Below are 14484 nucleotides of genomic sequence, written 5' to 3'. Positions count from 1 at the left end.
GTGACGATACCCGACCGATTCCCCGCAGTTCTCGCGGCGGCGGCGATGGGCGTGTACCTCCTCATCGTCGTCGGCGCCACGACTTCGCTCACGGAGGCAGCCACGGCCTGCGCGGGCTGGCCGGCCTGCGGCGACGGGACCGCGCTCCCCAACGAGACCGCCGGGTGGATCGCGCTCGGTCACCGGCTGCTCGCGGTCGTCGTCGGAACCCTCGTGGCCCTGTCGGCCGCCCTTGCGTGGCGAGACGACGCGAGCCGACGGATCCGGGCGACGCTCACCCTCGCTCTTGTCGTGTACCCGGCGCAGGCCGGCGTGGGCGCGCTCGTCGCGGTCGGCGGGCTCCCGGCCGCGCTCGGCTCCCTCCACCTCCTCCTCGGCGTGGGGATCTTCGCGGCCGTGCTCGCCGGGCTCGCGTGGTGGCTGGAGGCCGAGACCGGCGATCCGGACGACGCGCCCGTCGACTTCCAACCCGGGACCGACGACCTCCCGCCGGTCGAAGACGCGCCCGAGCCGGACGTGCCGACCGCGACGGTCCCCCGGGTGCGGGCGACCGCGGCGGCGTACTTCCGGCTGATGAAGCCGCGGCTGATGTGGCTGCTCTGTCTGGTCGCCGCCGCCGCGATGGCGCTGGCCGGCGGGCAGGGGTTCACCCCGTACGTCGTCACCGCGACGCTCGTCGGAGGCGCGCTCTCGATCGGCGCCTCGGGGACGTTCAACCACGTGCTCGAGCGCGACGTGGACAAGCGGATGCAGCGCACGAACGACCGCCCGCTGGCGACCGACCTCGTGCCGGTGCCCAACGCGCTCGCGTTCGGCGGGACCCTCACGCTCGTCTCGGTCGGCCTGTTCTGGACGGTCAACGCCCTGACGGCGGTGCTCGGGCTCGTCGCGATCGTGTTCTACAGCGTCGTGTACACCCTCATCCTGAAGCCGAACACGGTGCAGAACACCGTTATCGGCGGGGCCGCCGGCGCGCTCCCGGCCCTCATCGGCTGGGCGGCGGTGACCGGCGAGGTCGGCGGCGGCGGGCTGCTGCTCGCGCTGGTCATCTTCCTGTGGACCCCCGCGCACTTCTACAACCTCGCGTTGGCCTACAAGGACGACTACGAGCGCGGCGGCTTCCCGATGATGCCCGTGGTCCGCGGGGAGACGACGACGCGCCGGCACATCGTCTGGTACCTCGGCGCGACGCTCGTCGCCGCGGTCGCGCTCGCGGCGGTCGCCGAGCCGCTCGGCGCGCTCTACGCCGTCGTGGGCGTCGCGGTCGGCGCGCTGTTCCTCTGGATGGTCGTCCGGCTTCACTACGAGCAGACCGAGGCCGCGGCGTTCCGCGCGTTCCACGCGTCGAACGCCTACCTCGGACTCCTGCTGTTCGCCGTCGTGTTCGACGCGCTCGTGGTCTGATCGCGGCGCGCCCGACGCGTCTCGTCGAGGCGCACGGATGGGAGCTGCGGGTCGCCGAGGGAGGAGACGGCGAGGGAGCTCGCGGTGCGCTTTTAAGTTCGTTCGGCGCGAATCCGGGAGCGTATGACCCGCGTCGAAGTCGAGTACTGCGTCCCGTGCGGCATGTTGAATCGCGCGCAAGACGTCTCGGAGGCGGTCCTCAAGCAGTTCGGCGAGGAGGTAGACGAGGTCGCGTTGGTGACCGGCGACGACGGCGTGTTCGTCGTGCGCGCCGGCGGCGAAGTCGTCTTCGACAAGACGGAAGACGAGTACGACGTGGACGCCATCGTGCGCGCCGTCAGGCCGTACGTCGGTGCATCTGCGTGACGAACTGACGGCCTCGCGTCCGCTACTCCCGTACTCCCGCTACTCGTCTTTATAAACCGGACGCGCGGAGTTCGACACCACGAGGAGGCTGCTCGTCCCCATCGCGACCGCGGCGAACAGCGGATTGAGGACCCCCGAGACGGCCATCGGGATCGCGACCGCATTGTAGACGAACGCCCACCCGAGGTTCTGCTTGAGTCGGCGGTTCGTCCCCCGGGTGACCGCGAACAGCTCGGGGATCGCCGAGAGGCGGTCCTCCAGCAGGACCGCGTCGGCGGCGTCGGCCGCCAGATCGGTCCCGCTCGCGACGGAGATCCCGATGTCCGCCGCCGCGAGCGCGGGCGCGTCGTTGCTCCCGTCGCCGACCATCGCGACGCGCTCGGTCGCGGTCAGCCGTCGGACCGTCTCGGCCTTCGCCTCGGGTGGGACCTCCGCGAACGTCTCGTCGATGGCGGGGTGCTCCTCGAACTGTCGGGCCGCGGCCGGCGAGTCGCCGGTGAGCACGACGACCCGGCGCCCGTCCGCCGCCAGCTCGTCGACGACCGACTCCCAGCCGTCCCGCACCTCGTCGCCGACGACGAGCACCCCCCTGACGGCACCGCCCCAGCCGACGTACGTCGGGACGAGACCGGCCTCACGGGCCTCCGTGCCGGCCGCGTCGAGCGACGATGGCACGGTCCACTCATCGTCAGCGAACAGCGAGCGGTGACCGACGACGACCACGTCGCCCTCGATCCGACCGGAGACGCCCTTGTCCGTGACCGTCACGTCCGCGGCGGCGGGTGACGGCTCGGTCGCGGTCGGCGCGTCGCCGTCGGCACGCTCGGGGGCTTCGGCATCATCAGGCGCCGTCCCGTCGTCGACCGCCGTGCCGCCGTCGGTCGCCGCGGAGGGACGGTCGGCCGCCGCACGGGGTTCGGGTTCTTCACCGTACACTCCGGCCACGATCGCCTCCGCGATCGGGTGGACCGAGGCGCGCTCCAGCGCCGCGGCTCGCTTCCGGACGGTGTCCGGGTCCGACCCGTCCGTCTCGGTGTCGAGCAGCCGCATCTCCCCGTCGGTGAGGGTCCCGGTCTTGTCGAGCACGACCGTGTCGACGTCGGCGGCCTCCTCGAAGACGGCGTCCGAGACGATCACGATCCCCCGCCGGGCCGCGTCCCGGATCCCGGCCGCGACCGCGAGGGGGGTCGCGAGCCCGAGCGCGCAGGGGCACGAGACGATGAGCACCGTGAGCCCGACCAGCGCCGCCTCGACGGGCGCGGCGCCGAGCGCGAGCGTCGCCCCGGATGCGAGGACCGCGACCGCGACGACGAGGGGGACGAACACCGTCGCCAGCTTGTCGACGAGCCGCTGGATCCCGGACCGCGAGCTCTGGATCTCCCACAGCATCCGCACGAGCGTGTCGAGGGTGCTCTCGGCGTCCTCGCCCACCGCGACGACCACCGGAGCGTCGGTGACGACGGTCCCGCCACGGACCTCGTCGCCCTCGCGCTTCGTCGCCGGGAGCGACTCGCCGGTGACCAAGGCCTCGTCGACCGCGGCGCTCCCGTCGACGACGGTCCCGTCGAACGGCACGCGCTCGCCGGGACGCACGAGCAGGCGGTCGCCTGGCTCGACCGCCTCGGCCGCGACCGTCTCGCCGGCCTCGGTCCGAACCTCTCGGTCGGTCGCCGTCGTCAGCTCCGACAGCGCGCCGGTCGCGCGCCGCTTTATCAGCGACTCGTAGTGGTTGCCGGCGGTGACCACGAGGATGACGGCGATCGTCACGTCGAAGTAGAGGTCGGTCCGGCCGAGGAACATCGCGAGGGTGCTGTAGGCGTACGAGCTCACCGCCGCGAGCGACACCAACAGGTCCATGTTCGGCTGCCGGGCGCGAAGGCTCACGTAGGCGCCGCGCAGGATGGGGTAGCCCGTGTAAAACAGGACGATCGAGGCGAACACCCATATCTGCGTGAACAGGTACAGCCCGGAGACCCCGCCCAGATCGAGGAAGGGGTCGTAGCCGAAGTAGGTGGGATACAGGAAGACGACGTACCACAGCATCGCCATCATCCCGAAGAAGCCGCCGCCGATCAGGAACCGGACGACCGCGTCGTCGCCCTCGGACTCCGGGTCCGCGCGGTGGCTCGCCGAGTACCCGGCGACAGAGAGCCGGTCGGGGAGCTCGTCGGCGCCGACCGCGTCGGGGTCGTAGTCGACCCGGATCGTGTCGGTGGCGTAGCTCGCCTCCGCGGCCGCGACCCCGGGCTGTTCGCCCGCCGTCATCTCTAAGAACGACTCGCAGGTGGCGCAGTGCATCCCGTCGACGTGGAGGAACGCCGTCTCGCCCTCGAACTCGTCGTCCGGCACCGCGTCCGGTCGGCGCTCCTCGACGTCGTCGAGGCCGTCGATCCCCTCGGCGTCGCCGAGCGAGCGCTCGACGGCGAGACACCCCCGACAGCAGAACTCGCCGTCGACGTCGGGAGCGGTGTGGGGGTCGTTCCCGGTCGGCAGGTCACAGAGTGTACAGGGTGGCATGTGTGTTCGCTTCCGGGCCTGGTTCGCGCCCGAAATCGGCGGGTCGCGGCGGGCGCGGTTCCGCTGCTTCGACGCCTGTGCCGAGGACTACGTGTGTTCGTGGTCCGCCGCGTCGCTGCCGCCGATCCCCGGCATGCTTCCGCCGGTCGCAACCCGAAGGCTCGCCCAGATGAGCAGCACGTTCACCAGCGTGATTGCGACGACGATCTCCGATCGGTCGACGATGAACACGGCCGCGGGAACGAGCCCGCCGAGCACGAGAAACACGGCCTGTTGGATGGAGAAGTTCATGTCGTAACCAACGGCCGCGCGAACATATATAAGATCCGTGTTTTCAGGGAACGGGAACGAGTAGGTGTTATATGGTTCCTAATCTATAACGAGACCCATGGGCCGAAACGAGACCGCACACGCGTCCGCGGATGACGTGAGCGGTGATACAGAGGAGTTCGATCCGATCGGGACACTCACGCTCATCGGGATATACTTCGTTATCCTGGTGCTCGCGTGGGTGTACATATACTATATCGAGTTCCTCGGCCGCGATCTGGTCGTCGTGGGGTGATTACTGAATGCACATTCACGCATACGAGAAGCTCTGGCTTGCGGCGTCGGTGATGCTAATACTGTTGCTCGTCGGCTCGGTCACGTACGGTGCCATCGGTCCTGGCGTCGCGATGGTGGCCGACAGCGAGCCGACAATCGACGCTGGCGGACTCGACGAGGACGAGCGGTTCTCGGAGCCCCGCGTCGAACAGGTCGGCGAGAACGAGTACGAAGCCTACGTGGTCTCCTTCCAGTTCGGGTTCCAGCCCGATCCGATCGTCGTCCCCGAAAACAGCACGGTGACGTTCTACGTCACCTCGCGGGACGTGATCCACGGATTCGAGGTCGCCGGAACGAACGCCAACACGATGGTCGTTCCCGGCGAGGTGTCCGAGATCAAAGTCGAGGTCGAAGAGCCGCAGGAGTACGGCCTCATCTGTAACGAGTACTGCGGCGCCGGCCACCACGCTATGGAGGGGAAAGTGAACGTCGTCAGTCAGGCGGAGTACGAGGACCGAACGAGCGGAGGTGACAGCGAATGAGCGAGGCTATCGAGGCCGAACGGACCTTCTACGACAAGTTCCCCAAGGAGGCGCGGATCGTCCGCGCCGCCTTCCTCAGCTCTTTCTTAGCGCTTATACTCGGAGCGATTTTCGGGATCATTCAGACGCTCCACCGGACCGACGTCGCTCGGATCATTCCGTCGACTGACTACTACACCGTCCTGACCGCGCACGGCGTGTTCCTGGTGATCAGCTTCACGATCTTCTTCCTCGTCGGCCTGTTCACGTGGGCCGTCGTTCGGAGCCTTGACCGACCGCTGCTCAACACCAAGATCACGTGGACGTGGTACGCCCTCATGGCCGTCGGGATGACCATGACGGGCGTATCGATCCTCGCCGGATTCACCGACGCGATCGACATGAGCGCGGACGTGCTGTTCACGTTCTACGCCCCGCTGCAGGCGCACCCGCTGTTTTATACGGGACTCGCCGTGTTCATCGTCGGGTCGTGGATCGCCGGGGCCGACTGGTTCCGCACGTGGCTCGCGTGGAAGCGCGAGAACCCCGACGAGCGGATCCCGCTGCAGACGTTCATGGTGCTGACGACGATGGCGATGTGGTACATCGCGTCGTCCGCCGTGGCGGCCTCGGTGCTGATCTTCCTGCTGCCGTGGTCGCTCGGGCTGATCGACCAAGTGAACCCGACGCTGACCCGGACGCTGTTCTGGTTCTTCGGCCACCCGGTGGTGTACTTCTGGCTGATGCCGGCGTACATGCTGTGGTACACCGTGCTTCCGAAGATCGCCGGCGGGCGCCTGTTCAGCGACCCGCTCGCGCGAGTCGTGTTCGTGCTGTTCCTCCTCCTCTCTACCCCGGTCGGGATCCACCACCAGTACCTCGACCCGGGGATCGCGGAGGGGTTCAAGTTCATCTCGATGACGAACACGATGTTCCTGCTGTTGCCGAGCCTGCTCACCGCGTTCACCGTGGTCGCGAGCGTGGAGTACGGCGCCCGCCAGCGCGGCGGGAGCGGCCTCCTCGGCTGGCTCACTGACCTCCCGTGGCGGAAGCCCGAGTTCACGGGGATGATGCTCGCGGGACTGATGTTCGCCGCCGGCGGGTTCTCCGGGATGGTGAACGCCGGGATGAACATCAACTACATGATCCACAACACCATCTGGGTCCCGGGCCACTTCCACCTCACCGTGGGGACCGCGGTCGCGCTCACCTTCATGGCCGCGACCTACTGGATCTGGCCGCAGATCACCAACAAGCCGATCTACAGCCGGACCATCGGATTAGTCCAAGTCGTCGTCTGGTTCATCGGGATGGCCCTGATGTCGAACGCGATGCACGCGCAAGGGATCATGGGCGTTCCGCGACGGACCGCCGAACCCGAGTACTCCGGGTTCGAGTACGCGACGATGTTCGGTGGGTTCGAGGAGCTCAACATACAGATCGCGATCGGCGGGACGCTCCTGTTCGTCTCGACGGTCCTGTTCATCGGAAACCTCGTTCTCACGATGGGGAACCCGAAGGTCTCCGGGCTCGCTGACCCGCTGCCGCCGGCACTGTCCGGCCCCAACGACTCGCCGAAGGTGCTCGACAACCTCCGGCTGTGGGTCGGCATCGCGCTCACGCTCGTCGTCCTCGCGTACGCGCTCCCGCTGGCGGCGATCATCCAACGCGGCGGACTGCTCGGGCCGGGCGTCGGCACCTATCCGGTGTGGCTCTCGCCCGCGCTCGACGCGCTCGCGAACACGGCGGTCTCGGCGTTCGGCGCGGTCGGCGACGCGTCGGCCTCCCTCGTCGAGGTGATTCGATGACCGTCGACGTGAGCCGCGGGGGGCTCCTCGTGACGCTCGCGATCTTCGGCGTGATCGTCTACGAACTCCGGACGGTACTCGACTTCGTCGGCGTCGAGCTGCCGCTGATCCCGTACATGGCCGCCGTCTTCATCCTCGCCGGCGCCACGGTCTGGTTCATCACGCTGAAGGGCGGCTGGCGGACCGAACCCGAGGGCGACAAGCCCGCTTGACATCCTCCCCGCGCTGAAGCGCGAGGCTTTCTCCTCGATTCTCCGTAAGGACCGCCGACTCTTCGATCCGGCGATCGCTGTTTGTATTGCGACCGAGGTCCCGAACGACCGCGACGGTTATGCCGAAGTAACACAAGACACAGGTATGAACGGAACGCGCGTCACGGTTCGGTGTCACGACTGCTCGCTCGCGACGACCCACGACAGGCTCCGCGACGCGCGGACCGCCGTGGACGACCACGAGTCGACGACCGGCCACGACGTCGACTGGACCATCGAGTCGGTGGCCGCGGGCGTCTCGAAGGCCGGCGCCGACGCCGGCGTGTGCGGTCGTCCCGAGTGCGCGAACGAGGACTCTCCCCTCGTCGATCCGACACCCCCGGAACCGGAGTCGTAGTCGGAGTCGTCGGGAGCCCCGTCGGAGTCGCGATCCGTTTCAGAACGGGAGGGTCATATAAATATCTACCGAGAGTTTCTTTATATTGGAATAAGCATACAATATTAACTTCGCGGGGGCACAAGGGTAGCCTGTACCCATGTCCACCATCGATATCGAACCCACAGACACCGTCGACGCCCGCGGAGCCGCCTGTCCGGGACCGTTGATGGACCTGATCGGTCGCGTTCGGTCCGCGAGCTCCGGCGACGTCATTCTGCTCCTGAGCGATAACGACCAGTCGCTGACCGACGTCTCCGAGTGGGTCGACGAGACCGGCAACGAACTCCTCGCAGTCGACGAGTCGGGAGACGACTACGGCTTCTACGTGGAGGTCGCGTGAGATGCCCGAAGAAATAGCCATCCTCGGCGGCGGGACGGGCGGGACGGTGCTCGCGAACAACCTCGCAGAGCGCCTCGCTCCGGAGATCGACGCCGGCGACGTCGAGGTCACGCTGATCAACGACGACCCGGACCACGTGTACAAGCCGGTGTGGCTGTACATCCCGTTCGGACAGCGCGAGCCCGCCGACGGGCGCAGGCCCCTCCGTGATCTCGTCGACGATCGTATCGATCTCGCGGTCGACCGGGTGACCGAGATCGACACGGAGGAAAAGGAGCTGGCGCTCCGCGACGCCACTGTCCCGCTCGGCTACGATCACCTCGTCGTCGCGACGGGCTCGACCCTCGCCGACGACGAGATCCCGGGGCTCGCGGAGGGCGGCCACGACTACTACTCGCAGTCCGGCGCGCTAGACATGCGGGACGAGCTCCTCTCCATGACCGAGGGTCACCTCGTGTTGAGCGTCGTCGGCACGCCGCACATGTGCCCGGCGGCGCCGCTGGAGTTCGTCTTCATGGCGGACGACTGGTTCCGTCAGCGCGGGCTCCGCGACGATATCGAGATCACGTACACGTATCCGATCAACCGGGTCCACGGCAACCCCCACATCGCCGAGTGGGCGGCCCCGATAATGGCGGACCGCGACATCAACGTGGAGACGTTCTTCAACGCCGAGTCGGTGGACCCGGACGCGAAGACGATCACCTCGATGGAGGGGACGGAACTCGACTACGACCTGTTGGCCGCGATCCCGCCGCACCGCGGCGTCGACGTGGTCGAGGCGGCCGACCTCGGCGACCGCGGGTGGGTCGACGTCGACAAGCACACGCTGGAAGCCGAGCGGGCCGAGGACGTGTACGCGCTCGGCGACGCCGCGACGACCGGCGTGCCGAAGGCCGGCAGCGTCGCCCACTACCAGGCGGGCGTCGTGGCGCAGCGGCTCGAGAGCGAGGTGCGAGGCCGCCCCGCGACCGCGACCTACGACGGGAAGACGCTCTGTTTCATCGAGACCGGGACGGACGCCGCCTCGTTCGTCGAGTTCGACTACGAGAACCCGCCGTCGCCCGCGCCGCCCTCGGAGAAGCTCCACTGGTCGAAGCTGGCGTACAACGAGTCCTACTGGCTCACCGCACGGGGGTTGCTCTGAGATGACGGGCGACAGCGCAGAGAGCGGACTGAACGGGGACGCCCCGGATCGAGACGACCTGGACCGCGACGACCTCGAATCGATCGTCGCCGAGAACCCCGAGGCGGTCGCGGCGTTCGTCGACCGGCTCGACGCGGTCAACGAGTTCCTCGACGTGGTCGCGCTCGGGGAGGGCGCGCTCACCGACGAGATGGTCGTCGAACTGGCGGGGACGGCCTCGACGCTCGCGGAGTCGGCGGACGGGCTCGCGACCGACGAGACCGTGGCGCTCGCCGAGACCGTCGGCGGCAACGGGACGGAGCTCCGCGAGGCGATGGAGACGCTGATCGAGCTCCAGCGGAGCGGCACGCTGGACGAGCTCTCGGAGCTCGCGGGGGTCGGCTCGCTCGCGACCGCCGCGCTCGACGACGAGATGGTCCGCTCGCTGGCCGGAACGGGCTCGGCGCTCGGCGAGGTGGCGGACACCGCGGCGGACGACGACACCCGCGACGGACTGAAGACGCTGTTAGCGGGGGTCGGCGCCGCCCACCGAAGCGACCCGGAACCGGTGGGTGCGCTGGGGCTCGCGCGCGGCGTCCGAGACCCGGAGATCCAGTACGGTCTCGGCTACGTGCTCGCGGTCTCGAAGGCAATCGGGCGAGCGCGCGCGGAGTCCGCCGACGAGTCGTGAGGGCGGTGGCGCCGTCTCCGCCGCCCGTCCTGCCCGGCGTCGCGGTACGGTCGAACCACCCGATTTTTTGATCGTCCGGAGCGTCGCCGGGAGCATGGCCCAATCCGACGATCGGCTCACCTTCGGCGTACTCGGAACGGCGGGGATCNGGAAAGCGGTCGTACCGGCGATCCGAGCGAGCGACCACGCGCTCGGCGCGGTCGCGTCCCGCGACGAGGAGCGAGCGGGCCGGTTCGCCGAGGACAACGGGATTCCCCGGAGCTACGGTTCCTACGAGGCGCTGCTCGGGGACGACGGGATCGACGCGGTGTACGTCCCGCTCCCGAACGGGCTTCACGCCGAGTGGACGAAGCGGGCGGCCGACGCGGGGCTCCACGTGCTCTGCGAGAAGCCGCTCGCGGGCGACGCCGCGGAGGCCCAGTCGGTGGCCGACCGCTGCGAGGACCGCGGCGTCACCCTGATGGAGGGGTTCATGTACCGGTACCACCCCCGGACGGAGCGAGCCCTCGAACTGGCCGAGCGAGAGTTGACCGACGTGCGCACGGTGACCGCGACGTTCCGGTTCCCGCTGTACGACCGGCCGAACGACGTGCGGCTGGACCCCGGCCTCGACGGCGGATCGCTGATGGACGTTGGATGTTACCCGGTTTCGCTCGTCAGAGCGGTTCTCGGGACGCCCGACCGGGCGTACGCGCACACGCACGACAGCCGCGACGCCGGCGTCGACACCGAGCTCGCTGGCGTGCTGGAGTACGACGACGGCCGGTCGGCCCGGATCGCCTCCGGCTTCGACACGCAGTTGATCCAGCGCTACCGGATCGACGCGACCGACGGCTGGGTCGCGGTCGAGCGGGCGTTCGACGCGCCGACCGACGAGCCGGTGGAGCTGACCTACGAGATCGACGGCCGGCGCGGCGTCGAGACGTTCGACCCCGTCGACCAGTACCGCCTACAGGTGGAGCGGTTCGCCGAGAGCGTTGCCGACGGCACGCATCCGTTGACCGACGGGAAAGAGGCCGTCGCGAACATGCGAGTCATCGACGCGTTGTACGAAAGTGCCGCCGGAAACGAGTCGGTCGCGGTCGAGTGAGAAGCGGGTCGAGTCCGCCGTCAGACGAGCAGCTGGATGTCCGCGTCGACCATGTCTTGGAACGCCGAGGCGGCGCCGACGCCCGTCGTGACCCCGTCGTAGAAGTCGTCTTCGTCGTAGCCGAGCAGGTCGATCGTCATCTGACACGCCTGCAGGTCGACGCCGCTGGCGAGCGACGTCTCGATGAGCTCCTCCACCGACGCGACGTCGTTGTCCTCGATCTTGTTGCGCATCATGCGCGTGGTCATCCGGTCCATCCCGGGGAGCGCGGCGATCGCGTTCGGAACCGGCATGTTCGGGTTCCCCACGGAGCTGAGCTGGAGGTCCTTCGAGTTCTCCTCGTGGAGGATCTCGAGCCCCCAGAACGTGTGGAAGACGGTGACGTCGTAGCCGAAGGCGGCGGCCGTACTCGCGAGGATCAGCGGCGGGTACGCCATGTCGAGCGTTCCCTTCGTGGCGATGATCACCATCTTCTGGGGACCGCCGTCGTCGACCTCGGTTCGGAGGTCCGACACCTCGGTCTCGAGCGCGTCGATGCGGTCCTGCAAGTCGGCGACGGCTTCGGGGCTGAGGTCGTCGTCGGGCGACGCCGGGGTGTCAGCGCTCATTTCACTCGGTCTTCCGGACGTAGTGTTTGTACACGTCCTGGCCGCCCTCGGTCGCCTCCTCTTGATCGACGAGCTCGGCCCCCTCGGTCGACTCCGCCCATCCCGCGATGTCGCTCATGCTCCCGGAGTCGGTGGCGACGACTTCGAGCACCTCGCCCGCGGCGATGCCGTCGAAGGCTTCTTTCGTCTTGATCACGGGCATCGGGCAGTTCTGTCCCTTCACGTCCAGCGTCTCGGCTGCGGTTTCCGTACTCATTGTTTGGTCCCCCGTGTTGGGGTTACCCCACAATACTGGTCAGGTCGGTATAAGTGTGTCGATACTTGTGGTTATCCTGAACTACTGACGAACAAGAGAGCAGACCTTCGTGTGTGCGACACACCGGTAACGCGTACAAACGTATAAATGGCCGTACACGCCGCATATTCGGTTCTCGACTCACTGGGACCACTCATCTATCTTGTGTGTATAGTGAATTACTATACGAACTCTTAAGTTCCTCCCCCCGTTACGGGTTGGTGTACATGGACGCAGACGAGATGGACTTTCCGACGCCGGACTCGGACGTTGACTCGATCGCCCCCGAAACGCTCAAGAGCCGCATCGACGACGGCGAGTCGGTGACGCTGCTCGACACGCGGATGTCGAGCGACTACGAGGAGTGGAAGATCGACGGACCGAACGTCGACTCGATCAACGTGCCGTACTTCCAGTTCCTCGACGAGGAGATCGACGACGACGTCCTCGGTCGCATCCCCGACGACGAACACGTCACGGTGCTCTGCGCGAAGGGCGGCGCCAGCGAGTACGTCGCGGGCGCGCTCGCCGACCGCGGCTACGACGTTGACCACCTTGAAGACGGGATGAACGGCTGGGCATCGATCTACGAATCGCACGAGGTGACCGGCTACGACGGCCCGGGGACGCTCCTCCAGTACCAGCGCCCCTCCAGCGGCTGTCTCGGCTACCTGCTGTACGACGGCGACGAGGCCGCGATCGTCGACCCGCTCCGGGCGTTCACCGATCGCTACCTCGCCGACGCCGAGGAGCTGGGCGTCGACCTGACGTACGCCTTCGACACGCACGTGCACGCCGACCACCTCTCCGGGCTCCGCGAACTCGCCGACGAGGGTGTCGAGGCGATGCTCCCGTCCGCCGCCGCCGACCGCGGCGTCACCTACACCGACGCGGTCACGCTCGTCGAGGACGGCGACAAGTTCGCGGTCGGCGACGCGACCGTCGAGACGGTGTTCACGCCCGGGCACACGACCGGGATGACCTCGTACCTGCTCGGCGACAGCCTGCTCGCGACCGGCGACGGGCTGTTCATCGAGAGCGTCGCCCGCCCCGACCTCGAGGAAGGCGACGAGGGCGCGCCCGAGGCGGCCCGGCTGCTGTACGACTCGCTGCAGAACCGCGTGCTGACGCTCGACGACGACGTGCTCGTCGGCGGCGCGCACTTCAGTGACGCCGCCGAGCCGGCGGCGGACGGCACCTACACCGCCCCGATCGGCGAGCTCCGCGAGCGGATGGACGCGCTCTCGGCCGACGAAGACGAGTTCGTCGAGACCGTCCTCGCCGACATGCCTCCCCGCCCGGCCAACTACGAGGACATCATCGCGACGAACCTCGGACAGAACGCCGTCGACGACGACGAGGCGTTCACCCTCGAGCTCGGGCCGAACAACTGCGCCGCGAGCCAAGATGCGCTCACGAGCGACGACTGATTCGACCGTGACCCCACCGTCCGGTCGCCTACGGATCGACACGCCCGCCCCGTCCGGAGGTGAGCCGCGGTGATCGACGCCGCCGTCGCCGATCTGCTGGGCGCCCAGACCGTCGACGCGCTGTTTCCGAACGGCGTGTCCCGGTACGCGATCGGGGGGCTGTTCGTGGGGCTCGGAACCGTCCTGATCTACCTCGGAACGGGGATCACGGCCGGCGCGAGCACGTTCCTCGAGTCGACCCTCTCGTACGTCTCGGGTCGATCTCGGTTCGCGCAGTATCGGCCGTCCCGCGACTGGCGCATCGTGTTCACCGTCGGGATCATCGGCGGCGCCGCGGCGTACGCGGTGATCTACCAGGGCGACCCGTGGTCGATCGCCGGTAGCGGCTGGACCACCGAGGTGTCCGCGTGGCGCCTGTTCGTCGGCGGGATCCTCGTCGGGATCGGCACCCGCGTCGGGAAGGGGTGTACCTCCGGCCACGGGATCTGCGGCGTCGGCTCGGTGTCCCGCACCTCGCTGGTCGGCGTGGCGACCTTCCTCGTCGTCGCGATCGTGACCGCGAACGCCGTCTCGGCGCTGGGGGTGGGGCTGTGAGCCGACATCCGCTGTTCATGCCGCTGGTGCTCGTCGGCGGACTCGTCTTCGGCTTCGGCCTCGGCTTCAGCCACATGGCCCGCCCGGAGGTCGTTATCGACTTCCTGACGTTCGAGGACTTCGGGCTCTTATTCGTGATGTTCGGCGGCTCGATCGTCGCCGGAATCGCGTTCTGGACCGTCCCGAAGCTGTTCGAGTCCGCACCGCTCACCGGTCGCCCGTACGGCCGTCGACTGAAGTCGTTCGATCGCAACGTCCTGATCGGCGGCTCGGTCTTCGGCGTCGGCTGGGGGCTGTCGGGGATCTGTCCCGGCGCCGCCTACGCCAGCCTCGGCGTCGGGAACTGGCCGATCCTCTACGCGATCGGCGGGATGTTCATCGGCGCCTACGCGCAGGGCGTCTGGCGGAGCCACGACACGGACGAACCCGCGGTGGCCCCCAGCGACGACTAACGAGCGTCCGGACCGCGGACCCACCGCTCCCGACGGACACCAGTT

Annotated in this window: 18 protein-coding genes; 14 read left to right on the top strand and 4 right to left on the bottom strand. The window is 68.2% G+C overall.

Features of this window, described 5'->3' with window-relative positions; translation table 11 throughout:
• Together C468_RS03555 and C468_RS03550 are read left to right on the top strand one after the other, a co-directional pair.
• Window positions 1–1404 carry a heme o synthase gene (locus C468_RS03555; protein WP_008847505.1) on the top strand — a complete coding sequence of 468 codons (1404 nt, stop codon included), beginning with the start codon at window positions 1–3 and terminating at the stop codon, window positions 1402–1404.
• A 123-nt stretch (window positions 1405–1527) separates the two neighbouring features.
• A complete protein-coding gene (locus tag C468_RS03550; RefSeq protein WP_008847504.1) occupies window positions 1528–1770 on the top strand; it encodes a SelT/SelW/SelH family protein in 243 nt (80 codons plus the stop codon).
• A gap of 39 nt (window positions 1771–1809) precedes the next feature.
• On the opposite strand, the gene C468_RS03545 is transcribed toward C468_RS03550, so the two are convergent.
• Both C468_RS03545 and C468_RS03540 read right to left on the bottom strand, forming a co-directional pair.
• Window positions 1810–4287 carry a heavy metal translocating P-type ATPase gene (locus C468_RS03545; protein WP_008847503.1) on the bottom strand — a complete coding sequence of 826 codons (2478 nt, stop codon included), beginning with the start codon at window positions 4285–4287 and terminating at the stop codon, window positions 1810–1812.
• An 87-nt stretch (window positions 4288–4374) separates the two neighbouring features.
• Window positions 4375–4578 (bottom strand): hypothetical protein, encoded by a 204-nt coding sequence (locus C468_RS03540; RefSeq protein WP_008847502.1) that lies wholly within the window; start codon window positions 4576–4578, stop codon window positions 4375–4377.
• A 97-nt stretch (window positions 4579–4675) separates the two neighbouring features.
• Between C468_RS03540 and C468_RS18495 the strand changes: the two genes are divergently transcribed.
• From C468_RS18495 to C468_RS03500, 9 genes are all read left to right on the top strand, one after another.
• Window positions 4676–4852 carry a hypothetical protein gene (locus C468_RS18495; protein ID WP_008847501.1) on the top strand — a complete coding sequence of 59 codons (177 nt, stop codon included), beginning with the start codon at window positions 4676–4678 and terminating at the stop codon, window positions 4850–4852.
• Between the two features lie 7 nt (window positions 4853–4859).
• Complete coding sequence (locus tag C468_RS03535; protein ID WP_008847500.1) at window positions 4860–5375, top strand: cytochrome c oxidase subunit II; 516 nt, start codon at window positions 4860–4862, stop codon at window positions 5373–5375.
• Window positions 5372–7162, top strand: a complete 1791-nt coding sequence (locus C468_RS03530) for a b(o/a)3-type cytochrome-c oxidase subunit 1 (protein ID WP_008847499.1) — start codon at window positions 5372–5374, stop codon at window positions 7160–7162. The genes C468_RS03535 and C468_RS03530 overlap by 4 nt, the downstream gene beginning before the upstream one ends.
• Window positions 7159–7374 carry a hypothetical protein gene (locus tag C468_RS03525; protein ID WP_008847498.1) on the top strand — a complete coding sequence of 72 codons (216 nt, stop codon included), beginning with the start codon at window positions 7159–7161 and terminating at the stop codon, window positions 7372–7374. Before C468_RS03530 ends, C468_RS03525 begins: the two co-directional genes overlap by 4 nt.
• 145 nt (window positions 7375–7519) lie before the next feature.
• Complete coding sequence (locus C468_RS03520) at window positions 7520–7771, top strand: DUF7542 family protein (RefSeq protein ID WP_008847497.1); 252 nt, start codon at window positions 7520–7522, stop codon at window positions 7769–7771.
• A gap of 139 nt (window positions 7772–7910) precedes the next feature.
• On the top strand, window positions 7911–8153 hold the full coding sequence (locus tag C468_RS03515; protein WP_049911967.1) for a sulfurtransferase TusA family protein: 243 nt from the start codon (window positions 7911–7913) through the stop codon (window positions 8151–8153).
• Window position 8154: 1 nt separating this feature from the next.
• Window positions 8155–9300 carry an NAD(P)/FAD-dependent oxidoreductase gene (locus C468_RS03510; protein WP_008847495.1) on the top strand — a complete coding sequence of 382 codons (1146 nt, stop codon included), beginning with the start codon at window positions 8155–8157 and terminating at the stop codon, window positions 9298–9300.
• Between the two features lies 1 nt (window position 9301).
• Window positions 9302–9970: a DUF1641 domain-containing protein gene (locus tag C468_RS03505; RefSeq protein ID WP_008847494.1), complete on the top strand. Its 669-nt coding sequence runs from the start codon at window positions 9302–9304 to the stop codon at window positions 9968–9970.
• A 94-nt stretch (window positions 9971–10064) separates the two neighbouring features.
• Window positions 10065–11060, top strand: coding sequence for a Gfo/Idh/MocA family protein (locus C468_RS03500; RefSeq protein ID WP_008847493.1), 996 nt, complete (start codon window positions 10065–10067; stop codon window positions 11058–11060).
• 20 nt (window positions 11061–11080) lie between these two features.
• On the opposite strand, the gene C468_RS03495 is transcribed toward C468_RS03500, so the two are convergent.
• Complete coding sequence (locus C468_RS03495; RefSeq protein ID WP_008847492.1) at window positions 11081–11668, bottom strand: DsrE/DsrF/DrsH-like family protein; 588 nt, start codon at window positions 11666–11668, stop codon at window positions 11081–11083.
• A gap of 1 nt (window position 11669) precedes the next feature.
• Window positions 11670–11924: a sulfurtransferase TusA family protein gene (locus tag C468_RS03490; RefSeq protein ID WP_008847491.1), complete on the bottom strand. Its 255-nt coding sequence runs from the start codon at window positions 11922–11924 to the stop codon at window positions 11670–11672.
• 266 nt (window positions 11925–12190) lie between these two features.
• On the opposite strand from C468_RS03490, the gene C468_RS03485 reads away from it, so the two are divergent.
• The 3 genes from C468_RS03485 to C468_RS03475 all read left to right on the top strand — a co-directional run bounded on the left by C468_RS03485 (window position 12191) and on the right by C468_RS03475 (window position 14439).
• Window positions 12191–13393 (top strand): MBL fold metallo-hydrolase, encoded by a 1203-nt coding sequence (locus tag C468_RS03485; protein ID WP_008847490.1) that lies wholly within the window; start codon window positions 12191–12193, stop codon window positions 13391–13393.
• 69 nt (window positions 13394–13462) lie between these two features.
• The gene (locus C468_RS03480; protein ID WP_008847489.1) at window positions 13463–13987 is read left to right on the top strand and encodes a YeeE/YedE family protein; all 525 of its coding nucleotides are present in this window, start codon (window positions 13463–13465) and stop codon (window positions 13985–13987) included.
• Between the two features lie 17 nt (window positions 13988–14004).
• The gene (locus C468_RS03475) at window positions 14005–14439 is read left to right on the top strand and encodes a YeeE/YedE family protein (RefSeq protein ID WP_008847488.1); all 435 of its coding nucleotides are present in this window, start codon (window positions 14005–14007) and stop codon (window positions 14437–14439) included.
• Window positions 14440–14484 lie beyond the last annotated feature (45 nt).

This window comes from Halorubrum kocurii JCM 14978, from assembly GCF_000337355.1.
Taxonomy (GTDB): Archaea; Halobacteriota; Halobacteria; order Halobacteriales; family Haloferacaceae; genus Halorubrum; species Halorubrum kocurii.
Note: the sequence above shows the minus strand (reverse complement) of the source record. Positions and strands in the feature narration are given on the sequence as shown.